The following is a 22,565-nucleotide window of genomic DNA, read 5'->3' on the forward strand; positions in this document are numbered from 1 at the left end:
CCGCGGTCAGCCGGGCCGGCGGGCGAGGCCGAGCACGTGCGGCGTGGCCGGGAGCGTCAGGCGCGTGTCGGGGAAGCGCAACCGGCGCAGCGTGGTGACCTCGAACCCCGCCCCCTCGACCAGGCCGACCGGGTCGACCGCGGTGTGGCAGCCCCCGGCCAGCAGCGGCCACAGCGTCGCGTCGGCGAGCCGCTGGACCGCGCGCACCCGCCGGGTCGGGCCGAGGCCGTGCTCGAGGAGGGCCAGCGTCCCCCCGGGGCGCAGCACGCGGGTGACCTCCGCGAGCGCCCGCTCCCGGTCGGGCAGCGAGCACAGCACCAGGCACAGCACGACGGCGTCGGCGCCGCCGTCGGGCACCGGCAACGCCTCGGCGGTGCCCGCGAACACGGTGACCGGCACGGGCGCGGTGGCGGCCGCCCGGGTCGCCAGGCCCCGCAGGTGCGGTTCGGGCTCGACCGCCGTCACCCCGCTGACCGCCGCCGGGTAGCGCGCGAAGTTGCGGCCGTTGCCGCAGCCGACCTCCACAACCGAGCCGGAGAGGGGCGCGAGCAGCTCGGTGCGCAGCGCGGCGAGGCCCTCGGCGTCCATCCCCTCGCTGATCCGCGCGTACACGCGGCTGAACACCGGGCGGGGACGGTCCGTCGGCGGGACGGGGTGCGGTGGGGGCATCCCCGGATCGTGCACCGGTGCGTGTCCACGCACACCTGCCTCCGCCCCCGGCGCGCCCCGCCGGTCATGCTGGTCGATCGGACGAGGGTGCCCGGTCGAGGGGAGCGGTGTGGCGCGGGGGACGACGGGATCGCGGACGTCGCTGTGGCGGCTGCCGGCGGTGCGGGCGCTGGCCGGGGCGACGGTGCTGGGCTTCACCAGCTTCACCCTGACCCTGGCCTCGCTGCCCGTGTACGCGGTCGCCGGGGGCGCCGCCGCCGACACCGCCGGGCTGGTCACCGCGGTGTTCCTCGCGGTCACCGTCGCCGGGCAGTCGGCAGTACCGGCGCTGACCGCACGGTACGGCCCGGGCCCGGTGCTGGCCGCCGGGCTCGTCGCCCTCGGCGCCCCTTCGCCGCTGTACGCGGTGGACGACGGGCTGCTCTGGCTCTCGGCGGTCTCCGCGGTGCGCGGGCTCGGCTTCGCGGTGCTCACCGTGCTGGGCGCGACGCTGGCCGCGCGGGTGGCCCCACGCGAGCGGCGCGGGGAGTCGATCGGCCTCTACGGGCTGGCCATCGCGGTGCCCAACCTGGTCTGCGTGCCCGCCGGCGTGGCCCTGGTGCTGGGCGGGCACGCCGGCTGGATGGCCTGGCTGGCCGCCTCGCCGGTGCTCGCGCTGCCGCTGGTCCCCGCCGTGGTCCGCGGGGCGCGCGCGGACCCGCCGGCGGGGCGGTCGTCCTCCCGCGCCGCGGTGCGCGCCGCGCTCACGCCGTCCGCGGTGCTGCTCGTGGTCACCCTGGCCGGCGGCGGGCTGGTGACCTTCCTGCCGATCGAGCGGCCCGACGGCGTCCTGGCGACGGCGGCGCTGCTCGTCTTCGGGATCACCGCGGCGCTCGGCCGCTGGCGCGCCGGCGTGGTCGCCGACCGGACCGGTACCCGGCTGCTGCTGCCGCTGGCGCTGCTCGGCTCGGCGGCCGGGCTGGCGGCCGTCGCGCTCGGCCTGGGCGCCGGGGCCGGCTGGGTGCTGGCCGGTGCCGCGGTCTTCGGCGCGGGCTACGGAGCGGTGCAGAACCTGACGCTGGTGACCGCCTTCGCCCGCGCCGGCGAGGGCGGGGCCACCGCGGCCAGCGCGATGTGGAACGCCTCGTTCGACGCCGGCACGGCCGTCGGCGCGCTGGTGCTCGGGCTCGTCGCCGGCGGCATCGGCCTGCCGTGGACCTACGTCCTGGCGGCCGGGGTGCTGCTGCTCACCCTGCCGCTGGCCCGGGTGGCGGTCCGTCCGGCCTGACCGGGGTCGCCGGTCCCTGCCCCCGCCGGCCGGCCGGGTACAGACGTCGGGAATGAGCGAGTCCGAGGTCCTCGGCCTGTTCCGCCGCGCGGTGGCCGACGACGACGTGAGTGCCATGCGCGCGGGTCCGGACCGGCTGCTCGGCCTGACCGCGGGAACGGGGCTGTCGGCCGAGGACGAGTACCGCGTCCGGACCCCGGACTACGTGATGGAGATGCCCCAGTCGGGCGAGCGCATCCGCGGCCGCGAGGCGATGCGGGCGATGCAGGAGGCGTTCCCCACCCCGCCGACGCTCACCGTGCGGCGCGTGGTCGGGACCGGCCACGTGTGGGTCCTCGAGGGGGTCAACGACTACGGCAGGGAGGTCTGGCACGTCGCGCTGGTCCTGGAGTTCGACGACGAGGGGCGGATCGTGCGCGACACCCGCTACTACGCGCAGCCCCTCGAGCCGCTCGCCTGGCGGGCGGCGTGGGTCGAGCCGCTCGGCTGACCGTCAGCCGGCGGCGCGTGTGGCGGCCTCGCGGAGTCCGCGGAGGAAGAGCACCTCCTCGGCCGACCGGCGCAGCCAGGTCCGCAGCCCCTCCGGGTCGCCGCGGTGCCGGTCGCGCAGCTGGCCGAGGGCCAGCTGCCGGGTGCTGGCCTGCGCGCGCTGGGCCGGGGGCAGCCGCCGGCCGTCGGCGCGCGCGGTCGCGGTCAGGCCGGCGCCGACGAACACCAGGTCGCGGACCTCGGTGAGGCCGGCGAGCAGCTCGTCGGCCCCGGAGCCGTCGTCGGCGGCGAGGCGGCGGACCAGTTCGTCGGCCGTGCGCCGGCCGGTCTCCTGCGGGTCGGTCATGCCCCCACTGTCCCTGCCCGCCCCGCGCCGTCGCACGGGAGGATCCCGGCACCCCGTGAGTTGATCATGGGGTCGTTGCCGACGGCAGCGGCGTGTCCGACCGTGTCGCCTGCACCAACCTCATGATCAACAGTGGTCGGGTCCTACGCGTCGCGGCGGGTGAAGACGACCGCGGCGACCGCCAGGACGGCGGCGGTCTCGGCGACGAACACCGCGAAGCCGACCCACGGGTCGAGCAGCAGCGGGTTGAACGACTCCGGCGTCGCGATGCTCGACCCGGCGTTGCCCGGCATGAGCTTGGTCGCCCACTCGCCCCAGGCCCCGGGCAGCACCATCACCAGGTTGCCGACGACGAAGACCAGGCCGAGCACGACCGCCAGCGCGGCGGCGGTGTGCCGCACCAGAAGGCCGACGGCGGCGGCGAACAGCCCGAGCCCGGCCATGTAGAGGCCGCTGCCGAGGATCGAGCGCAGCACGCCGTCGTCGGTCAGGGCCAGGCCGATGCCCTCGCGGTCGAGGAACCAGTTGCCGCCGAGGTACCCGGCCAGCGCGGTCAGCGTGCCGGCCACGAACAGCGTCGAGGTGAGCACCGCGGCCTTGGCCGCCAGCACCGCGCTGCGCTGCGGGGTGGCCGCCAGCGTGGCGCGGATCATCCCGGTCCCGTACTCGCTGGTGACCACGAGCGCGCCGAGGACGACGGCGGTGACCTGTGCGAACACGATCCCCCAGGTGACGAAGGCGCCCACCGGCTCGCCGACGTCCCCGCGGGCCAGCGCCTCGGCGCTCAGCGCGCACACCAGCGTGGTCAGCCCGGCACCCAGCACGAACATCGCGCCGAGCGACCAGGGGGTCGAGCGGACGGTCCAGAACTTGACCCACTCGGCCCGGAGCGTCGCGGTGGCACCGGGCGGCGCCGGCGTCTCGATCCGGGTCCAGGCGTGCGTGCCCATCGTGCTGCTCATCGGGTGGCTCCCGCGTACTCGACGCTGTCGGCGGTCAGGGTCATGAAGGCGTCCTCGAGCGAGGAGCGCACCAGGGTCAGCTCGTGCAGCAGCAGGCCGGAGCGGCCGACGAGCTCGCCGACGGCAGCCGCGTCGAGGCCCACCACCCGCAGCTCCCTGCCGTGCGCGGCGACGTCCAGGCCCTCGCCGCGCAGCAGGGTGGCGACCGCGTCGTGCTGGGGGCTGCGGACCCGCACGTGGGAGGCGGCGTGCTGGGCGACGAACTCGGCCGTCGCGCAGTCGGCCAGCACCCGGCCGCGGCCGATGACGATCAGGTGGTCGGCGGTCAGGGCCACCTCCGACATCAGGTGGCTGGAGACGAACACCGTGCGGCCCTCGGCGGCGAGGTCCCGGGCGAGGGTGCGCACCCAGCGGATGCCCTCGGGGTCCAGCCCGTTCACCGGCTCGTCGAGGACGACGACCGGCGGGTCGCCGATCAGCGCGGCCGCGATGCCCAGCCGCTGGCCCATGCCGAGGGAGAACCGGCCGACCCGCTGGTCGGCCACCGCGGTGAGCCCGACCAGGTCGAGCACCTCGTCGACGCGGGTCCGCGGGATGCCGTTGCTCGCCGCCAGCCAGCGCAGGTGGTCGCGCGCCGAGCGGCCCGGGTGCAGCGCGCTGGCCTCGAGCAGCGCACCCACCTCGCGAAGTGGGGCGGGGTGGTCGGCGTAGCGGCGGCCGTTCACGGTGACGCTGCCGGAGGTGGGCCGGTCCAGGCCGAGCACCATCCGCATCGTCGTCGACTTGCCCGCCCCGTTGGGGCCGAGGAAGCCGGTCACCCGGCCGGGCTCGACGGTGAAGCCGACGCCGTCGACGGCGGTGCGGGTGCCGTAGGTCTTGGTGAGCCGGTGCGCGGCGATCACGGGGTCACCGGGCCGCGGGAGGTCGGGGAGGTCATGGTGTCGAGGTTCTCGGCCGCCGGACGCCGGGGGTATCCGGGAACCCCCTGGACCGACCCTGACCGGCCCCCGATCCGGCGAGATCGGCGATCTCGTACGCCTGGGGGCCGGAGAGCGTGCGAGATCGCCGATCTCGCCGGGGGAGCGGCGGAGGGGAGGGCTACGCCGAGCGGGGCAGCGTCGCCTCGGGGCGCAGCAGCCGGCGCAGCGCCACCGCGGCCTCGCGGCCGGCCCGGTTGGCGCCCACGGTGCTCGCCGAGGGGCCGTAGCCGACCAGGTGCACCCGCGGCTCCCCGGCCACGGCGGTGCCCTCCAGCCGGATCCCGCCGCCGGGCCCGCGCAGGCCCAGCGGCGCCAGGTGGCCCAGCGCCGCGCGGAAGCCGGTGGCCCACAGGACGGCGTCGGCGCGGACGGACCGGCCGTCGTCCCACGCCACGCCGTCCGGGGTGAGCCGGTCGAACACCGGCAGCCGGTCGAGGACGCCGCGAGCGCGCGCCTCCCGCACCCACGGCGTGACGACCAGCCCGGTGACGCCGACGACGCTGCCGGGGGAGCGGCCCTCCCGGACGGCGTCGGCCACCAGCGCGACCGCCGCCCGACCCTCCTCCGGGCCGAACGGCTCCTCGCGCCAGACCGGCGGTCGCCGGGTCACCCAGGTGGTGTCGGCGACCTCGGCGATCTCCCCGAGCAGCTGCACCGCCGAGGCGCCGCCGCCCACCACGACCACCGACTGCCCGGCGAACTCCGCCGCGCCCCGGTACTCGACCGGCGTCAGCTGGCGGCCGCGGAACACCTCCTGCCCCGGGTAGCGCGGCACGAACGGCCGGGTCTAGGTGCCGGTCGCGTTGACGACGGCCGAGGCGGTCCAGTCGCCGTCCGAGGTCTCGACGCGGGACCGGCCGTCGCGGGTCCGCCGGACCGCGCGCACCCGGACCGGCCGGTGCACCGGCAGCGCGAAGTGCCGCTCGTACTCGGCGAAGTAGGCGGGGACCGCGTCGGCCGCCGGGACGTCGTCCCCCGCCGGCGGGAACGGCAGGCCGGGCAGGTCGTGCACGTGGTGGGTGCGGGCCAGCGTCAGCGACGGCCAGCGGTGCTGCCAGGCCCCGCCGGGGCGGGCCTCGGCGTCGAGGACGACGAGGCCGAGCCCCAGCCGGGCGAGGTGGTGCGCCGCGCCGAGCCCGGCCTGGCCGGCCCCGATGACGACGACCTCGACGTCCCTACCCACGCCAGGGTCAACCGCGGGAGGCGCCCCCGGCTTCCGGCCGCAGCCGGTCGAGGTCGCCACCCGTGAGCGTCGCGGTGTCGTGCGGGTCGTACCCGAACCGCACCGTCACCGCGCCCGGCCGCGCCTCGACCAGCCAGGCGGGCCGCTCCGCCGCCCCATCGGCCGGCCGGTACACCCACCGCTCGGCAAGGAGCGGCAGGCCGCAGCGGCGCAGGAACGACTCCGCGGCCGGCCGGTCTGGCAGGACGCGCAGGGCGGCGCCGAACAGCGTGCGGGCGACCACCACGTCGGCGTCGCCGCGCCGCTCGGTGGACAGCCAGCCCACCAGCTCGCCGTCCTCGGCGCGGTGGACCGGTGTCAGGTCCTCGATCCGGGTCACGTCCCGACGGTAGGGAGGCCCGCAATCCGGTTTCCGCATCTTGCGGGTTCCTTGCGGTGGCCCCGCGGATCCCCTGCGGACGGGCCAGCAGAGTCCTCCTCGTCACCGAGACGACGAGCACCGAGGGCGTCGCTCGGGACGACCGGCCCCCTCGGGGCCCGAGGACAGCCGGCGTCTCCATCGCACGGGGGGACGGAGCCGCCGGCGGACCGGCCGGCGGGATCGTGGGGGACGACGCCGCCGGGCACGACGGCCGGTGCACCGGGGGGAACGGTGCACCGGCCGGGTCGGGCACGCCGCGGGGGAGCGGCGCGACCGGCGGCACCACCGGCGCGACCGGAGGGGACGGGAGCGCCGGCCGAGGGGAAGCAGGGGCCGGCCGCGGGGACACCACGGCCGGCCCCTGCCGCGTTCCGGTGCCCCGGTCGCGGCGTGCCGGTCCGGTGGCGCAGCGTCCGGCGCGGTGGTGGGTACTCCGCCCTGCGCCGATCCGGATCACGGGTTACGTTCGCGTCGTGACGCCGTGTGACGAGAGGGAGCCTGCCGTCCGCCCGAGCCGCACCCGGGCCGGGAGTCGCCGGCTCGACGCGTCGCGGGACGCCGCGATCGCCTCGGCCGTGGTCGAGGTGCTCGGCCGCGTGGGCTACGCCGGCCTCACGATGGACGCCGTCGCGGCCGTCGCCGGGGTGGGCAAGGCGACGATCTACCGGCGCTGGTCGACCAAGGCCGAGCTGCTGCTCGGCGTCCTGGACGTGGTGGGCGCACCGGTGCCGGCGGTGCCCGACACCGGGAAGCTGCGCGAGGACCTGGTCGCGGTCCTGGCCGAGGTCGTGGCGCTCTTCGGCGGCGCCTCGGGCCGGGCGCTGCGCAGCCTGCTCGGTGCGGTCGTCGACGACCCCGTGCTGCAGGAGGGGTGCCGCCGCCTGCCCCTGGCCAACTGGGACGCCGCCTGGGAGACCGTCGTCGCCCGTGCCGAGGCGCGCGGCGAGATCCCCGCCGGCGTCGGCCGGTCGATCGCGGCGGAGGTCGGCCCGGCGGTGCTCGCACTGCGCTGGCTGGTCACCGGGCGGCCGCTGGACGGCACCGTGGTGCTCGACCTGGTCGATCGCGTGCTCCTGCCGCTGTTGCAGCGTCCGTAGCGCGGTCGGGCCGCAGCAGCGATGCTGTGCTCCGACCCCCGGGCTGCCGGGGCGGCGGGCGGGAGGACTGCGTGAACCTGGAGAAGGTCGTCTTCGGGTTCTTCGTCCTGCTCGCCGCGACGCTGAACTTCGGCTTCTTCCTCGGCGACATGCGCGACCCCGACCTGCACAACCCCTACGAGCTGTTCGCCGCGGTGGTCGTCAACCTCATCGCCCTCGTGCTGAAGTTCGGCGACCGCACCCAGATCGGCGCCATCCACCTGGCCACCAGCATCGTCGCGGTCCTGCAGCTGGTCGGGGCGGCGCTGATGTACGGCTACGCCGAGTACGTCTCGTCGGCCGGCATGACGGAGGGCTGGACGGCGAGCGTCGTGTCCCTGTCCGGGGGCGCCCTGCTGGCCAACCTCGTCTCCGTCGTCCTGCTGTTGATCGAGACCGTCTCCTTCCACCGCGGGTGAGCCGGAGGCCGCCGTGGGCAATCCCCTGCTGACGTTCTGGGCGCGCCGCGGCCGGCGCGAGGAGGAGGAGCGGCGGGCCCGTCGCGCCCGCCTGCTGGCGGCCGCCGCGTCGGCCAACCGGGCCTCGGAGACGGTCTTCCTGGTCCTGCGGCGGATGCGGGCGCCGCTGATCGTGCTGATCGGCATCTTCTCGATCAGCGTGCTGGGTCTGACCCTCATTCCCGGCCAGGACGCCGAGGGCCGGCCCTGGGACATGGGCTTCTTCGACGCCATCTACGTCATGAGCTACACCGCGACGACGATCGGCTTCGGGGAGATCCCGTACCCGTTCACCTACAACCAGCGGATGTGGCTGACCATCTCGATCTACCTCACGGTGGTCGGCTGGGCCTACGCCATCGGCTCGCTGCTCGGCCTGCTGCAGGACCGGGCGTTCCGCTCGGCGCTGGCGTTGCAGCGCTTCACCCGCAAGGTGGCCCGGCTGTCCGAGCCGTTCGTCCTGATCGCGGGCTACGGTCGCGCCGGCGAGCTGCTCGGGCACTCGATGGACGCCCTGGGCCGCCGGGTCGTCGTCCTCGACCGCAATGCCGAGCGGATCGACGGCCTGGAGCTCGAGTCGCACCACGGCGACGTCCCCGGGCTCGCCGCCGACGCCCGGGACCCTGGGCACCTCGGGGTCGCGGGCCTGGACCACCCGTGCTGCGAGGCCGTCGTGGCGCTCACCGACGACGACGAGGCCAACCTCGCGGTGGTCATGACCACCGCGCTGCTGCGTCCCGACGTCCCCGTGATCGCCCGGGCGACGACGGCCGTCATGGCCGAGCGGATGCGGGTCTTCGGCTCGCCGAGCGTGGTCAACCCGTTCGACCTGTTCGGCGACCACGTGCAGCTGGCGCTGCGGGCGCCGGCGTCCTACCAGCTGCTGACCTGGCTGGAGAGCGGACCCGGCGCCCCGCTGCCGCACCGGGCCTCACCGCCGCGCGGCGGTCGCTGGGTGGTGTGCGGCTACGGCCGGCTCGGCCGGGAGCTCACCGAGGACCTGCGCGCGGAGGGCATCGAGGTGACCGTCGTCGACCCGAGCCCGCACGACGACGTGGACGACGTGGTCGTGGCCGGCGGCTACGAGGCCGGCGTGCTGGCGGCGGTGGGGCTCGAGGAGGCCGTGGGCTTCGTCGCCGGGACGGACAACGACATCACCAACCTCTCCCTGGTGGAGACCGCCCGCCGGATCAACCCGACCCTGTTCCTCGCCGCCCGTCAGAACGTGCCGTCGAGCGCGCCGCTGTTCGCCGCGATGGAGCTCGACGCGCTGCTCGTCCCGACCGAGGAGATCGCGCACGAGGTGTACGCGCAGCTCTCCACGCCGCTGCTGTGGCGCTTCCTGCGCGAGATGCCGGCGCTCGGGGACGACTGGGCCGCCGACCTGGTCGACCGGCTCACCGAGCTGTGCGGGCAGCACCTGCAGGCGCTGTGGAAGGTGCGGCTGACCGAGCGGGAGGCCCCGGCGCTGACGCCGTGGCTGGCCTCCGGCGAGGCCCGGCTGGGCGACCTGATGCGCAACCCGGAGGACCGGGACGAGCCGCTCCACGCGGTCGCGCTGCTTCTCCTGCACCGGGGCGAGGTCACCCTCGCGCCGGGCCCCGACGTCGTCCTGGCGTCCGGTGACGAGCTCCTGCTCGCCGGCTGGCCGGCCGCCCGGCGGGCGCTGGAGCGCACCCTCATCGTCGACGCCGTCCGCCAGTACGTGGTCAGCGGTCGCCGGGTGCCGTCCGGCTGGCTCTGGCGCAAGCTCAACGGCACCCCGGCGCCGGCCCCCGACGAAGAGACGCGGCCCGCCGCACCGACGCCGCCCTGACGGCGACGCGAGGACCGTAGGGGAACCTCGGCCGGTGCTTCACTGGGGGCACGGGTCGCCCGGCGAGGAGCCGCAGATGCACACGCTGACCGCAACGCCGCCACCCCGGACCGTCCTGGCGCCCCGGCCCTGCGTGGCCGGCGACATCGGTCCGGAGCGCCGCGAGATCGAGTGCGAGCCGGTGGCCGACCCGGTGCCGGCCGCCCCGGTCCCGGCCCCGGCACCGGCACCGGTACCGACCGCGCCCGCCCCGGCGTGACCCTCCCGGCCGACCCCCCGGGCGCGGACCCGCCGGCTCTGGTCGCGGGGGAGCTGCGGGGCTACCGGCGCTTCCGCCTGGCCGAGGACGGGCTGCGCCCGCCGGTGCACGTCGCCGCCGGGCCGTGGGCCTGGCCGGTCGAGCACGCCCGCTGCGTCGTCGACGACGCGCACGTGCCGCCCGCGCGCGAGTGCGGCTGCGGTCTCTACGGCTGGTACCACCCGAGCCACACGGGGCTGGGGACGGGCTGGGGCGACGTGACGGCGGTGGTCGCCGCCCGCGGCCGCATCGTGCTCGGCGACACCGGCTTCCGGGCCGCCGCGGCCCGCGTGCAGGCCGTCAGCCTGCCGCGGCGGGTCCGACTCTCCCCGCGCCGTCGCCGCCGGTGCGAGCGGCTGCTGGCCGAGCGGTACCCCGGGGTGCCCGTGTACCGCTCGCGGCGGCGGATGCTGCACCGGCACCCGCCCGAGGACCTGTGGGCCCTCGGCATCGTCGTCCGCCCCAGCCGGGCGCCCCGCTACCGCTGGACCGCGCTGGCGGTGTGGCTGGCCGGCGTCCTGGCGCTGTGCTCGGTCGCCGTGGTCCCGCGCCCGGTGCTGCTGGCCGTCCCGCCGGCCGGGTGGCTCGGCGCGCTCGCCGGCTTCGTGCTGTGGCAGGCGGCCCTCGTCTGGCTGGTGTCCCTGGCCTCGCCGCTGCCCGGTCAGGCGCCGCGGTAGGTGCCCATCGTCCAGAGGTTGCCGTCGCCGTCGCGGACGCCGAAGTCGTGGGAGCCGTAGTCGGTGTCGTGCAGCTCCTGCAGCACCTGGACCCCGGGCAGCCCGCGGACCCGCGCCCACGCGGCGTCGACGGTGGCCGGCTCCGCCGCGACGACGTAGACGCCCTGCGGGCCGAGGGCGCCCCAGTCGCCGGGCTTGCCGCGGGAGCCGAACATGACGCCCCCGCCGTCGGGCCAGCGTGCCTCGGCGTGCGCGACGGTGCCGTCGTCGTCGCGGTAGCAGGCCGTGACGGTGAACCCGAGCCCCTCGGTGAGGAAGCGGATCCCGGCGTCGACGTCGGTGAAGCCGACGCTCGGCCAGACGGTGGGAGCGGGCGCGGTGGTCGTCGTCGCATCGGTCATGCCGGAGAGGGTGCACCCCCGACCGGGGCGCCGTCTTGGACGAACGGGAGCTCCTCGCGCAGCCACGTGCCGACGCTGCACCCCGCCAGCGCCCGCCACTCCCGCGCCAGGTGCGGCTGGTCGGCATAGCCGCACCGGGCGGCGACCTCGGCCAGCGGGAGGCGTTGCGGGTCGACCAGCAGCCGACGGGTGGCCTCGAAGCGGGCGATCCGCGCCGCCTGCTTGGGCGGGAGGCCGGTGGCCAGCCGGAACTGCTCGCTCAGGTGCCGGCGGCTCCAGCCGACGTGCGCGGCGAGGTCCTCCACCCGGCAGCGGCCGGCGCTGCGGTGCACCAGCCGCCAGGCCTCCCGCACCTCGGGCGGCACCGGGGCGACGCGGCCGGAGAGCCGGTCGAGCAGCGCCGCGTCGAGCCGGGCGAAGCGCTCAAACCAGCCGGGGGCCGCGGCCAGGTCGTCGACGAGCCGGTCCGTCGCCCGGCCGAGGACGTCGGCCAGCTGGACGGTGCGTTCGGCGAGCTCGGCCGCGGGCAGTCCGAGGAGGGCGCCGGCCGCGAGCGGGGTGAGGGCGTACTGCAGGCCGTCCTGGGGGCGGGTGGCGTCGATGAGGGCCGGCCGGGTGTGCAGGCCCCCGACGACGGCGTGGGCGGCCACGGCGGGACCGGTGCCGCTGACCCGCAGCGGTGCGGCCAGCTCCACGACCAGCGTGAGGTGCCGCGACGGCAGCCCGCGGTGCAGACCCGTCGGCAGCGCCGGGGCGCGGTAGCCGTGCGCCGCCGCCACGAACGGGCGCAACGGGCCCGGGACGGCGTGGCTGACCAGGGACACGGAGTGCGGCCCTCCTCCCGCTCGCAGGCCGGGGCCATCCTGCCGCTCCTCCGGGAAGCCGGGGCCCCTCTGCGCGCCGGACCCCGTGCGCCGTGGGGTTCCTGTCACCCGACAGAAACACCGTGCACGCGGAGTTAACCGGAGGCGCCGGATCTGTAACGCGGCGAGAACCCGCCCGGGCGCGCGGCCCCGAAAACTGTCGATCGACAGGAAGTCCTCCGGGACCTGGGACCGCGCACCACGGGAGCCGACGTGACGACGACCACCCACCCCGCCCGTCCGGGGTCGCCACCGGGGACCGGCGCCTCGGGCACGGCGACCACCGCCGGCGCCAAGGCGCACGCCCGCGCCCAGCACGGCCAGGTCGCCGGGTTCATGCGGCACGTCCCGCCTGCGACGGCGCCGGACGCCCCCGAGGGGGTCGCCCGCGAGTCGCTGGTGTGGTCCGAGACGGTCGCGCCCGGCGGCTACACCACCGCCGTCCTCGCCCGGGGCACGCGGGTGCGACTCACCGACCCCGTCGGGGACGCCTGCGCGCACGTGCTGCTGCACCGGGCCGACGCACCGCACGAGCGGCTGAACGTCGCCGACACGGTCAAGGTGCCGTGGCAGGCGTACCTGCGCGCCGGGCACCCGCTGCTGAGCGGGTTCGGTCGGGTGCTGGCGACCGTCGTGGCCGACACCTCCGGGCGCCACGACGCCCTGACCGGCACCACGACCCGGGAGGGCAACCAGGCCCGCTACGGCGAGTCCGCGCCGGAGTCGGCCGCCCCCGCCGGGCGGGAGCTGCTCACCCTCGGCGCGCTCAAGCACGGTCTGGGCGTCCGGGACCTGCCGCCGTCGATCTCCTTCTTCCAGGGCGTGCGGGTCGACGCGGACGGCGCCTTCGAGTGGCTGGGCTCCGCCGGCCCCGGCGCATCGATCGACCTGCTGCTGCACGTCGACGCGATCGTGCTGCTGGCCGACACCGCGCACCCCCTGGACCCGCGACCGGAGTTCACCTGCTCGGCGCTCGAGGTGCGCGCCTGGCCCGCCGCCCACGAACTCGGACCGCTCGCCGCGGGGGAGCTCGTCGGCCCGCTCGGACCTGAGCACCTGCAGGCCATCGCCAACACCGACGCCGACCTGAAGGCCAGGGGAGTGCTGTGACCGTCACTGCTGAGACCGACCTGGTGCCCGGCACCGCGGCCGCCCTCGTCCCCGGGCGGGTCGTCCTCGACGAGCACGTCCCCGCCCGGGCCCCGTGGTCGGCGGTGGTGGCCGTCGGCGACGTGCTCACCATCGTCGACCTCGCGGGCAACCAGGCCGTCGACTGCCTGCTCTACTCCGCGACCGACACCGCGGTCCGGTACTCCGCCCCGGAGACCATCCGCCGCCAGGGCCGGATCTCGCTCACGACCGGCTCGGTGCTGCGTGCCGACACCGGGCAGCCGCTGATGACCGTCGTGGCCGACGAGGTCGGCGTCCACGACACCCTCGGCGGCGCCTGCTCCAAGGAGTCGAACACGCTGCGCTACGGCCAGCACACCCGCGCCCAGCACGGGTGCATGGAGAACTTCCTCCTTCAAGGCTCCCGGCACGGGCTGTCGGCGCAGGACCTCGCGTCCAACATCAACTGGTTCATGAACGTGCCGGTCGACCCCGATGGCGCACTGGGCATCGTCGACGGGCTCTCCGCACCGGGGAAGCGGGTCGCGGTGCGTGCCGAGGTCGACACCCTCGTGCTGGTCTCCAACTGCCCCCAGGTCAACAACCCGTGCAACGCCTTCGACCCCACGCCCGTGCGGATGGTCGTGACGCGGCCGGGGGGTGGGGCATGAGCTTCGACACCCTGCTGGTCGCCAACCGCGGCGAGATCGCCGTCCGGATCATCCGTTCCGCGCGGGCCCTCGGGTTGCGGACCGTCGCCGTCTTCTCCGACGCCGACCGCGGCGCCCCGCACGTGCACCTGGCCGACGACGCCGTCCGCATCGGCCCGGCCGCTCCGCAGCAGAGCTACCTGCGCGCCGAGGCGGTCCTCGACGCCGCCGAGCGCACCGGCGCCGGGGCGGTCCACCCCGGTTACGGGTTCCTCTCCGAGGACGCCGGCTTCGCCGCCGACGTCGAGGCGGCCGGGCTGGTGTTCGTGGGGCCGACGCCCGAGCAGCTGCGGGTCTTCGGCACCAAGCACACCGCCCGGGCCGCGGCCCAGAGCGCCGGCGTGCCGATCTTCCCGGGGACCGCCCTGCTGGCCGACGCCCCGGCGGCGCTGGCCGCCGCCGAGGAGATCGGCTACCCGCTGATGCTCAAGGCCACCGGTGGCGGTGGCGGGATCGGCATGCAGGTCTGCCGGGACGCCGGGGAGCTGCGGGCCGCCTACGAGCGGGTCACCCGGCAGGCCCAGCGCAGCTTCGGCGCCACCGGCGTCTTCGCCGAGCGCTACGTGGAGCAGGCGCGGCATGTCGAGGTGCAGGTCTTCGGGGACGGCGCCGGTCGCGTGCTCTCCCTCGGCGACCGCGACTGCTCCCTGCAGCGCCGCAACCAGAAGGTCCTCGAGGAGGCGCCGGCGCCGGGCCTGCCCCCGGAGCTGCGCGAGCGGCTGCAGGAGTCCTCACGCGCCCTGGCCGCCTCGGTCGGCTACCGCTCGGCCGGGACGGTGGAGTTCGTCTACGACCCGCGGCGGCAGGAGGCGTCCTTCCTCGAGGTCAACGCCCGGCTGCAGGTCGAGCACCCGGTGACCGAGGCGGTCACCGGGATCGACCTCGTCGCCTGGATGCTGCGGCTGGCGCAGGGGGACACCGGCGTGCTCGACGCCCACCTGGAGCCGGGCCGGCTCACCGGCGCGGTGCCGGTCCGCGGGCATGCGGTGGAGGCACGGGTGTACGCCGAGGACCCGGCGCGGGACTTCCAGCCCAGTGCCGGCGTGCTCACCTCCGTCGAGCTGCCCGAGGGCGACGGCGTGCGCGTCGACGCGTGGGTGGAGAGCGGCACCGAGGTGTCGACGGCCTACGACCCGCTGCTGGCCAAGGTCATCGTCTCCGGCGCGGACCGCGACGAGGCCCTGGACCGGCTCGCCGCCGCGCTCGCCGGCACGACGGTGCACGGCATCGAGGTGAACCTCGGCCTGCTGGCCGCGGTCCCGGACCGGTTCGACGTCCGGGCGGTCGCGCACAGCACCGCGACGCTGGCCGACGTCGGTGACCCGTGGCCGCGGATCACCGTGGACCGGCCCGGCCTGATGACCACCGTGCAGGACGCACCCGGCCGGGTGGGGCTGTGGCAGGTCGGCGTCCCCCCGAGCGGCCCGATGGACGACCTGTCGTTCCGGCTCGGCAACCGGGCCCTCGGCAACCCCGAGGGGGTGCCCGGCCTGGAGTGCACCGCCACGGGCCCGGCGCTGCGCTTCACCCACCCGACGACGGTGTGCGTGACCGGGGCCGAGGTCGCCGTGACCGTGGACGGCGTCCGGGTGCCGATGTGGGAGCCGGTGCGGGTGCCGGCCGGTGGGCTGCTGGACGTGGGCGCCGCAGAGGGCACCGGGCTGCGCAGTTACCTGCTCTTCGCCGGCGGCCTCGACGTGCCCGCCTACCTGGGCAGCGCCGCCACCTTCACCCTCGGCCAGTTCGGCGGGCACGGCGGCCGTGCACTGCGACCCGGTGACGTGCTGCGAACCGTGCCCGCGGCCGAGCCGGCCGACGCCGCTGCGGTGCCCGCGGAGCTGCGCCCGGCGATCCCGGCCGACTGGCAGCTCGCAGTCACCGAGGGGCCGCACGCGGCGCCGGAGTTCTTCACCCGCGAGGACGTCGCCACCCTCTACGCCAGCGCCTACACCGTGCACTTCAACTCGGCCCGCACCGGTGTGCGGCTGGAGGGGCCGCAGCCGACCTGGGCCCGGCCCGACGGCGGCGAGGCGGGGCTGCACCCCTCGAACATCCACGACAACGCCTACTCGATCGGCGCGCTGGACTTCACCGGGGACACCCCCATCCTGCTCGGTCCCGACGGGCCCAGCCTGGGCGGCTTCGTCTGCCCGGTGACTGTCGTCGCCGCCGACCGCTGGAAGCTCGGGCAGCTGCGACCCGGCGACACCGTCCGCTTCGTCCCGGTCCGCGCCGCGGACGCGCCGTCGCGGGCGGACCTCTCCCCCGTACGGCGGGCCGCCTCTCCGCTCGTGCGCAGCACCGGCGGGGACGGCGACGACGGCGTGCTGGCCCGCTGCCCCGCGGTGGACGGCGCCCCGTCGGTGACCTACCGGCGCAGCGGCGACGACAACGTCCTGGTCGAGTACGGCGAGATCGTGCTGGACCTCGCCCTGCGCGCCCGGGTGCACGCGCTGCACACCCGCCTGGCGGAGCTGCAGCGGGCCGGGGAGGTCGGCGGGATCGTCGACCTGACCCCGGGCATCCGCTCGCTGCAGGTGCACGTCGACCCCGACGTCCTGCCGACGTCCCGGCTGATGGGCCTGCTGGCGGAGGTCGAGCGGGAGCTGCCCGCGACGTCCGAGCTCGCCGTGCCCAGCCGCTCGGTGCGACTGCCGCTCTCCTGGGACGATCCGGCGACCCGCGAGGCCATCGCCCGCTACACGTCCGGGGTCCGGGACGACGCCCCCTGGTGCCCGTCGAACATCGAGTTCATCCGCCGGGTGAACGGCCTGGCCGGCACCGACGACGTGATGGCGACGGTCTTCTCGGCCGAGTACCTCACGCTCGGCCTGGGCGACGTCTACCTGGGCGCCCCGGTGGCCACTCCGCTGGACCCGCGGCACCGGCTGGTCACCACGAAGTACAACCCGGCGCGCACCTGGACCGCGGAGAACTCGGTGGGCATCGGCGGGGCCTACCTGTGCATCTACGGCATGGAGGGCCCCGGCGGCTACCAGTTCGTGGGCCGCACCACCCAGGTGTGGAGCCGGTACCGGCACACCGCGCCGTTCGAGCCGGGCAGCCCGTGGCTGCTGCGCTTCTTCGACCGGATCTCCTGGTACCCGGTCAGCCCGGAGGAGCTGCTCGACCTGCGTGCCGACCTCGCCGCCGGCCGCGGCTCGGTCGACGTCACCGACGGCACATTCTCCCTCGCCGAGCACGAGCGGTTCCTGGCCGGGAACTCCGACTCGATCGCCGCGTTCCGCGCCCGGCAGACGGCCGCGTTCGACACCGAGCGCGCGGCCTGGGCCGCGGCCGGGGAGTTCGACCGGGCCCGGCGGGCCGAGACCCGCGCGGCCGCGGAACCGGCCGGGGAGCTCGCCCTCCCCGAGGGTGCCCACCGCATCGACGCGCCGTTCGTGAGCAACGTCTGGCGGGTCGACGTCGCCGTGGGGGACGAGGTCACCGCGGGCCAGCCGCTACTCGCGCTGGAGGCCATGAAGATGGAGACGGTCGTGACCGCCCCCTCCGACGGCGTGGTCACCCATGTCCTCATCGGTGCGGGCACCCAGGTCGCCGCGGGCACCCCGCTCGTGGTGCTCGCCGGGGACCACGAGCCGGCGGAGGTCGCGGCGTGAGCGCCACCGAGCGGGTCCGTGCGGCGCTCAGTGCCATCGCCGAGGTCGACCGCCCGGAGATCTGGGTCCACCTGCGGCCCGAGGCCGACCTGCTGGCCGAGGCGGCTGCGGTGGACGCGGCCGTCGCCGGCGGGGCCGCCCTGCCGCTGGCGGGGCTGGTCGCCGCGGTGAAGAACAACGTCGACGTGGCCGGTCTCCCCACGACCGCAGGCTGCCCGTCCTTCGCCGACCGGCCGGCGCCGGCGGACGCCCCGGTGGTCGAGCGGCTGCGCCGGGCAGGGGTGGTGGTGGTGGGCACCACCAACCTCGACCAGTTCGCCACCGGTCTGGTCGGCACCCGCAGCCCGTACGGCGCCGTCCGCGACGCCCGCCGGCCCGACCGGATCTCCGGCGGCTCGAGCTCCGGCTCCGCCGTGGCGGTCGCCCTCGGCCTGGTCGACCTCGGCGTGGGCACCGACACCGCCGGCTCCGGCCGGGTGCCGGCCGCGCTGCAGGGCCTGGTGGGCATCAAGCCGACCGTGGGCGTCGTCCCGACCCAGGGCGTCGTCCCGGCCTGCCGCTCCTACGACTGCGTGACCGTCTTCGCCCGCGACCTCGACACCGCGGACGCGGCGATGGCCGTGATGGCCGGAGGTGCCCGCCCGTGGCCGGCGGCGACCCCGCTGGCCGCCCGGCCGGGTGCGCGGGTCGCCGTCCCGCGCGAGCTGCCGGCCCTCTCCCCGGCCCGGCAGGGCGCCGTCCGGGCGGCCGCCGAGCGCCTCGCCGCGCACGGCGTGACGGTCGAGGCGATCGACCTCACCCCGTTCCTGGAGGTGGCCCGGCTGCTCTACGACGGAGGGCTGGTCGCTGAGCGGCACGCCGCGGTGGGCGGCTTCGTGGACGGGCACCGGGACGAGGTCGACCCCACCGTGGGGGCGATCATCGCCGCGGCCGGGACGGTGCCGGCCACCCGGCTGCTGGCCGACCGGGAGCGGCTGGCCGAGCTGACCACCGCCGTGATGGCAGAGCTGGCCGGGTTCGACGCACTGCTGCTGCCCACCACCACCGACCACCCGACGCTCGCCGAGGTGGCCGCCGACCCGGTGCGGGTCAACTCCCGCCTGGGCACCTACACCAACTCCTGCAACCTCCTGGACATGTGCGCGGTCGCCGTGCCGTCGGGCACCGTCCGCGACGAGGACGGCGAGGACCTGGAGTTCGGCGTCTCCGTGCTGGCCCGCGCCGGTGCGGACGCCGTCGCCCTCGACCTGGCCCGGCTGGTGCAGCTGCCGACCGCGACGGTGGCCCGTCCCGGTGCGGCCGCGGCGGGCACGGCCGCCGACCTGCCCTGGCCTGCGCGGGCCGGTGCGGACGCGACCCGGCTGTTCGTGGTGGGCGCGCACCTCCGCGGTCAGCCGCTGGACGGCGAGCTCGACGACCGCGGCGCCCGCTGGCTCGGGCCGGCCGCCACGGCGCCGGCCTACCGGCTGGCCCGGCTGGACACCGTGCCGGCGAAACCGGGCCTGGCCCGGGTCGGCCGGGAGGCCGGGGTGTCGATCGGCGGCCAGCTCTGGCTGGTGCCCACCGCCGGGCTGGGCGACTTCCTCGCCGCGCTGCCGGCCCCGATGCACCTGGGGCGGGTCGAGCTGGCCGACGGGTCGGCGGCCGTCGGGTTCGGCTGCAGCCTCGAGGCCTGGCAGGGCGGCGTCGACATCAGCGAGCACGGCGACTGGCCGACCGCCCAGCGGGCGTCGCTGGTGGACGCATGACCGGTTGCACCCTCGCCGGCGTCGACCGGGCGGCGGTGGCCGACCGGGTGTGGCGACGGGAGGGCGTCTGGGCGGCCGGTTCGCCCCCGGACACCACCACCGACGTCTCCTGGCTCCAGCTGGGCACCTGGTACTGCGACCTGCGGCGGCCCGCCGGCCTGGCCGCGACCGGCGGGCCGCTCCCCGAGCTGACCCGGGAGCAGCTGCTGGCGCTCACGGAGCAGGAGGCCTTCGCCGGCCGGCTCCGGCAGGACGGTGACGTGTGGACCTGGACCCGGGTGGTCGACCTGCACCCGCCCGCCGCGCTGCCCGACGCCGGCCGGCTGGCCCTCGACGGCGACGTGCTCGTCGAGACCGGGGTCGGCCGCGAGTACGTCGAGCGCTGGGCCGACGACACCCCGCCGGCGCGCACGCCGCGGCTGGAGCTGGAGCTGCGCGGCGAGGACGGCCGCGCCGGCTTCCTGCTGCGGCTGGGCGACCACTTCGGCTACGTCCGCGACCGGGCGGCGCCGCTGCCGCCGGGGTCCGCGCTGCGGGACCTGGTGGCCGACAGCGACCTCGTGACCGCCCGGCAGCTGCTGGACCTGGAGGTATCCCTCGGCGTCGTGGCCGACGGCGACTGGCGGATCACCTCCTCGACCCTGCCCGCCCGCGTCGGCTGCCGCCTGCAGCCGCGGCGCGAGCGCGGCACCTCCCTGACCGTCGCGGACCTGAGCGTGGCCGGCCGCCCGGTGCGACGCCGCTGGCTGACCGACCCCACCCACCCCTGAGAGGAGCACTCCCGTGCCCGAGGCATTCACCGAGGTCCCCGTCCTGGACATCGCCGCCCTGCGCCACGAGGGCGGTCCCGGCTACGCCGACGCGGTCCGCGAGCTGGGCGACGCCGCCCGCTCCGTCGGCTTCGCGCAGCTGGTCGGCCACGGCATCGACCCGTCGCTCTTCGACGGGCTGCTGGACGCCACCGAGCGGTTCTTCGCGCTGCCGCTCGAGGAGAAGATGCGCGTCCACATCGCCCGCTCCACCAACCACCGCGGGTACGTACCGATCGGCGAGGAGGTGTTCGCCGGCGCGACGCCGGACCTCAAGGAGGCCTTCGACCTCTCGATCGACCTGCCCGCCGACGACCCCCGGTACCTGGCCGGCAACCCGCTGCTGGGCCCGAACCAGTGGCCGGACCTGCCGGGCTTCCGCGAGGCGGTGACCGCCTGGTACGACGCGGTCTTCGGGCTCTCCCGCACCGTGCTGCGCGCCTTCGCCGTGGCGCTGGGAGAGGCCCCGGACCGCTTCGACCGGCACGTCACGACGCCGCCGTCGCAGCTGCGGCTCATCCACTACCCGTACGACGCCTCGGCCGCCGACCGGCCGGGCATCGGCGCGCACACCGACTACGAGTGCTTCACCCTGCTGCGGCCCACCGCGCCCGGGCTGCAGGTCATGAACTCGAGCGGGACCTGGCTCGACGTCCCGCTCGTCGAGGACGCCTTCGTGCTCAACACCGGTGACCTGCTGGAGGCCTGGACCAACGGCGTGTTCGTCGCGACGACCCACCGGGTGCGGAAGGTCTCCGAGGAGCGCTGGTCGTTCCCGCTGTTCTTCACCGTCGACTACGACACCCCGGTCGCCCCCCTGGACGGCTTCGTCCGGGAGGGGCGGCCCCCGATGGAGCCGCTGGTCGCCGGGGAGCACGTCTTCGCGCAGACCGCGCAGAGCTTCCGCTACCTGAGGGAGCGGCTCGCCGCCGGCGCCATCTCCCTGCCCGAGGGCGCGCGTCCGCTGTCCTCCTTCGGCCAGGAGGCGCGGCAGCCCGTCTGACCGCTCCTCCCACCCCGGCAACGGCGCCGGGACTCCGCACCGCCTCCCCCATCCCCTCCCGTCCTGGAGTCCCGCCATGCTCGTTGCCGGTGTCGGTCTGTGCATGCTCGTCCTCACGGCCAGCGGCCTCGTCTCCGTCCGGAGAGTCCGCGGCGACACGACCAACTACCTGGTCGCCGGCCGCAGCCTGTCCGCCGGGCTGGTGGGCGCCGTGCTCGTCTCCCAGGCCGTCGACTCGAACGCCACCCTCGGCAACGCCGACCTGGCCGCGTCGTTCGGGTTCTGGGCCGGCGCGGCCCTGCCGATCGGGTTGGCCCTGTGCCTGCTCCTCATGGGGCTGTTCTTCGCGCGGCGGATGCACCAGGCCGGCGTCGTCACGCTGCCGGAGTACTTCCGCGCGCGGTTCGGCCGCGGCGTGGAGTTGTCCGCGTCGGTGCTCACCGTCGGCAGCTTCGCGATCCTGCTGGCCGGCAACCTGGTCGCGCTCGGCTTCCTGCTCGAGCGGTTCCTCGGCGTCAGCTACACCGTCGGCATCCTGCTCACCGTCCCGCTGGCCCTGCTGTACACGATCACCGGCGGGATGTTCGCCAGCGTCTACACGGGTGTCGCTCAGGTCGCCATCAACGTCGTCGGCGTCGTCGCGCTGGTCGTGTGGATGGCCACCACGCACGGGCTCGCGGCCCCCGAGGGGCTCGGCGCCGGTCACCTGGAGCAGCTCACCTCCGCCGACTCCGGTGCGGTGGTCAACTGGGCGACGATCATCGCGCTCGGGCTGGGCAACCTCGTGGCGATCGACCTCATGCAGCGGGTGTTCTCCTCCCGCAGCCCCGGGACGGCGCAGCGGGCCTGCTTCTCCGCCGCGACCGGCATCCTGCTGTTCTGCCTGCCGCTGTCGTTCGTCGCGGTCGCCGCCGTGAGCGTCGTGGGGGACGCCGCCGCCGACGGGCCGATCCTCTACACGCTGCTCGGCGACCACGCCCCGGTGTGGCTGGCCGTCATCGTGATCTCCGGCCTGCTGGCGGCCACGGTGACGACGGTCAGCGGGGTCCTGCTCAGCACCGCGTCGGTGCTGGTGCGCAACGTGCTCCGGGTCGACGCGCACGCCCCGGTGATGACACCGCGCATCCTCCGTGCCACCCGGCTGGCGACCCTGCCGATGGCCGCGCTGGCCGCGCTGGTGGCGCTGCGCGTGCCGCAGACCGGCATCCTGCTGACCCTCGCCTTCGACCTGCTGCTCGCCAGCCTCGTCGTCCCCTTCGTCCTGGGGCTGTACTGGCGGCGCGGCGGGGCCCCCGCCGCCGTGGCGGCGATCGTGGTGGGCATCGGAGTGCGCCTGGCGTCCTTCGTCCTCACGCCGACGATCTACGGGGTCGACAACACGCTGCTGTACGTCCCGAACGACGTGGTGACCTCGGCCGTGGACGGCTGGTCGACGATATGGGCCGGTACGGCCTCGCTGGTGGCCTACGTGGCGGTCGCGGCAGCCAGCCGGCGCCGCACCCCCGCCGACGAGCCGGCCGTGCTGCCGGTGCCGGTCGCACCCGACCTCGCGGCCACCCGCTGAGGCCGGTCGCGGCGGCGGTGCGCGCGGCAGGGGCC

At 76.2% G+C, this 22,565-nt stretch carries 23 protein-coding genes; 14 read left to right on the forward strand and 9 right to left on the reverse strand.

Annotation, left to right across the window (positions count from 1 at the left end):
• Positions 1 to 6: 6 nt before the first annotated feature.
• Positions 7 to 624, reverse strand: a complete 618-nt coding sequence (locus BLW63_RS19935; RefSeq protein WP_244522686.1) for a class I SAM-dependent methyltransferase — start codon at positions 622 to 624, stop codon at positions 7 to 9.
• A 154-nt stretch (positions 625 to 778) separates the two neighbouring features.
• On the opposite strand from BLW63_RS19935, the gene BLW63_RS19940 reads away from it, so the two are divergent.
• Together BLW63_RS19940 and BLW63_RS19945 are read left to right on the forward strand one after the other, a co-directional pair.
• A complete protein-coding gene (locus BLW63_RS19940; protein ID WP_091160213.1) occupies positions 779 to 1,936 on the forward strand; it encodes an MFS transporter in 1,158 nt (385 codons plus the stop codon).
• 52 nt (positions 1,937 to 1,988) lie between these two features.
• The gene (locus BLW63_RS19945; RefSeq protein ID WP_211517200.1) at positions 1,989 to 2,426 is read left to right on the forward strand and encodes a nuclear transport factor 2-like protein; all 438 of its coding nucleotides are present in this window, start codon (positions 1,989 to 1,991) and stop codon (positions 2,424 to 2,426) included.
• Positions 2,427 to 2,429: 3 nt separating this feature from the next.
• On the opposite strand, the gene BLW63_RS19950 is transcribed toward BLW63_RS19945, so the two are convergent.
• The 6 genes from BLW63_RS19950 to BLW63_RS19970 form a co-directional block, all read right to left on the reverse strand.
• On the reverse strand, positions 2,430 to 2,771 hold the full coding sequence (locus tag BLW63_RS19950; RefSeq protein ID WP_091160216.1) for a hypothetical protein: 342 nt from the start codon (positions 2,769 to 2,771) through the stop codon (positions 2,430 to 2,432).
• A 143-nt stretch (positions 2,772 to 2,914) separates the two neighbouring features.
• Positions 2,915 to 3,733 carry an ABC transporter permease subunit gene (locus BLW63_RS19955; RefSeq protein WP_091160219.1) on the reverse strand — a complete coding sequence of 273 codons (819 nt, stop codon included), beginning with the start codon at positions 3,731 to 3,733 and terminating at the stop codon, positions 2,915 to 2,917.
• Positions 3,730 to 4,635, reverse strand: coding sequence for an ABC transporter ATP-binding protein (locus BLW63_RS19960; protein ID WP_091160222.1), 906 nt, complete (start codon positions 4,633 to 4,635; stop codon positions 3,730 to 3,732). The genes BLW63_RS19955 and BLW63_RS19960 overlap by 4 nt, the downstream gene beginning before the upstream one ends.
• 196 nt (positions 4,636 to 4,831) lie before the next feature.
• Entirely contained in the window at positions 4,832 to 5,488 is a 657-nt protein-coding gene (locus BLW63_RS28125; protein ID WP_244522687.1) for a hypothetical protein, read from the reverse strand.
• Positions 5,489 to 5,500: 12 nt separating this feature from the next.
• Entirely contained in the window at positions 5,501 to 5,896 is a 396-nt protein-coding gene (locus BLW63_RS28130) for an FAD-dependent oxidoreductase (protein ID WP_244522688.1), read from the reverse strand.
• 7 nt (positions 5,897 to 5,903) lie between these two features.
• Entirely contained in the window at positions 5,904 to 6,275 is a 372-nt protein-coding gene (locus BLW63_RS19970; RefSeq protein ID WP_091160225.1) for a hypothetical protein, read from the reverse strand.
• Positions 6,276 to 6,790: 515 nt separating this feature from the next.
• On the opposite strand from BLW63_RS19970, the gene BLW63_RS19975 reads away from it, so the two are divergent.
• From BLW63_RS19975 to BLW63_RS19995, 5 genes are all read left to right on the forward strand, one after another.
• A complete protein-coding gene (locus BLW63_RS19975; RefSeq protein ID WP_091160227.1) occupies positions 6,791 to 7,414 on the forward strand; it encodes a TetR/AcrR family transcriptional regulator in 624 nt (207 codons plus the stop codon).
• A 71-nt stretch (positions 7,415 to 7,485) separates the two neighbouring features.
• The gene (locus BLW63_RS19980) at positions 7,486 to 7,872 is read left to right on the forward strand and encodes a DUF6394 family protein (protein ID WP_091160230.1); all 387 of its coding nucleotides are present in this window, start codon (positions 7,486 to 7,488) and stop codon (positions 7,870 to 7,872) included.
• Positions 7,873 to 7,885: 13 nt separating this feature from the next.
• The gene (locus tag BLW63_RS19985) at positions 7,886 to 9,727 is read left to right on the forward strand and encodes a potassium channel family protein (RefSeq protein ID WP_091160233.1); all 1,842 of its coding nucleotides are present in this window, start codon (positions 7,886 to 7,888) and stop codon (positions 9,725 to 9,727) included.
• Positions 9,728 to 9,803: 76 nt separating this feature from the next.
• Positions 9,804 to 9,986: a hypothetical protein gene (locus tag BLW63_RS19990; RefSeq protein ID WP_091160235.1), complete on the forward strand. Its 183-nt coding sequence runs from the start codon at positions 9,804 to 9,806 to the stop codon at positions 9,984 to 9,986.
• Entirely contained in the window at positions 9,983 to 10,702 is a 720-nt protein-coding gene (locus BLW63_RS19995; RefSeq protein WP_091160237.1) for a hypothetical protein, read from the forward strand. Before BLW63_RS19990 ends, BLW63_RS19995 begins: the two co-directional genes overlap by 4 nt.
• Here BLW63_RS19995 and BLW63_RS20000 read toward each other — a convergent pair.
• Together BLW63_RS20000 and BLW63_RS20005 are read right to left on the reverse strand one after the other, a co-directional pair.
• A complete protein-coding gene (locus tag BLW63_RS20000; RefSeq protein ID WP_091160239.1) occupies positions 10,687 to 11,103 on the reverse strand; it encodes a VOC family protein in 417 nt (138 codons plus the stop codon). The two genes, BLW63_RS19995 and BLW63_RS20000, sit on opposite strands and share 16 nt — an antisense overlap.
• Positions 11,100 to 11,927, reverse strand: coding sequence for an AraC family transcriptional regulator (locus BLW63_RS20005; protein ID WP_211517201.1), 828 nt, complete (start codon positions 11,925 to 11,927; stop codon positions 11,100 to 11,102). The genes BLW63_RS20000 and BLW63_RS20005 overlap by 4 nt, the downstream gene beginning before the upstream one ends.
• A gap of 252 nt (positions 11,928 to 12,179) precedes the next feature.
• Between BLW63_RS20005 and BLW63_RS20010 the strand changes: the two genes are divergently transcribed.
• From BLW63_RS20010 to BLW63_RS28135, 7 genes are all read left to right on the forward strand, one after another.
• On the forward strand, positions 12,180 to 13,076 hold the full coding sequence (locus BLW63_RS20010; RefSeq protein WP_244522689.1) for an urea amidolyase associated protein UAAP1: 897 nt from the start codon (positions 12,180 to 12,182) through the stop codon (positions 13,074 to 13,076).
• Complete coding sequence (locus BLW63_RS20015; protein WP_211517202.1) at positions 13,073 to 13,747, forward strand: urea amidolyase associated protein UAAP2; 675 nt, start codon at positions 13,073 to 13,075, stop codon at positions 13,745 to 13,747. The genes BLW63_RS20010 and BLW63_RS20015 overlap by 4 nt, the downstream gene beginning before the upstream one ends.
• The gene (gene uca, locus BLW63_RS20020) at positions 13,744 to 17,406 is read left to right on the forward strand and encodes an urea carboxylase (protein WP_091160241.1); all 3,663 of its coding nucleotides are present in this window, start codon (positions 13,744 to 13,746) and stop codon (positions 17,404 to 17,406) included. Before BLW63_RS20015 ends, uca begins: the two co-directional genes overlap by 4 nt.
• Positions 17,403 to 19,154, forward strand: coding sequence for an allophanate hydrolase (gene atzF / locus BLW63_RS20025; RefSeq protein WP_091160244.1), 1,752 nt, complete (start codon positions 17,403 to 17,405; stop codon positions 19,152 to 19,154). Before uca ends, atzF begins: the two co-directional genes overlap by 4 nt.
• Entirely contained in the window at positions 19,151 to 19,924 is a 774-nt protein-coding gene (locus tag BLW63_RS20030) for a hypothetical protein (RefSeq protein WP_091160247.1), read from the forward strand. Before atzF ends, BLW63_RS20030 begins: the two co-directional genes overlap by 4 nt.
• Before the next feature lie 13 nt (positions 19,925 to 19,937).
• Complete coding sequence (locus BLW63_RS20035) at positions 19,938 to 20,966, forward strand: isopenicillin N synthase family dioxygenase (protein WP_091160250.1); 1,029 nt, start codon at positions 19,938 to 19,940, stop codon at positions 20,964 to 20,966.
• Positions 20,967 to 21,042: 76 nt separating this feature from the next.
• Complete coding sequence (locus BLW63_RS28135; RefSeq protein WP_091160253.1) at positions 21,043 to 22,530, forward strand: sodium:solute symporter family transporter; 1,488 nt, start codon at positions 21,043 to 21,045, stop codon at positions 22,528 to 22,530.
• Positions 22,531 to 22,565 lie beyond the last annotated feature (35 nt).

The organism is Geodermatophilus africanus (assembly GCF_900107105.1).
Taxonomy (GTDB): domain Bacteria; phylum Actinomycetota; class Actinomycetes; order Mycobacteriales; family Geodermatophilaceae; genus Geodermatophilus; species Geodermatophilus africanus.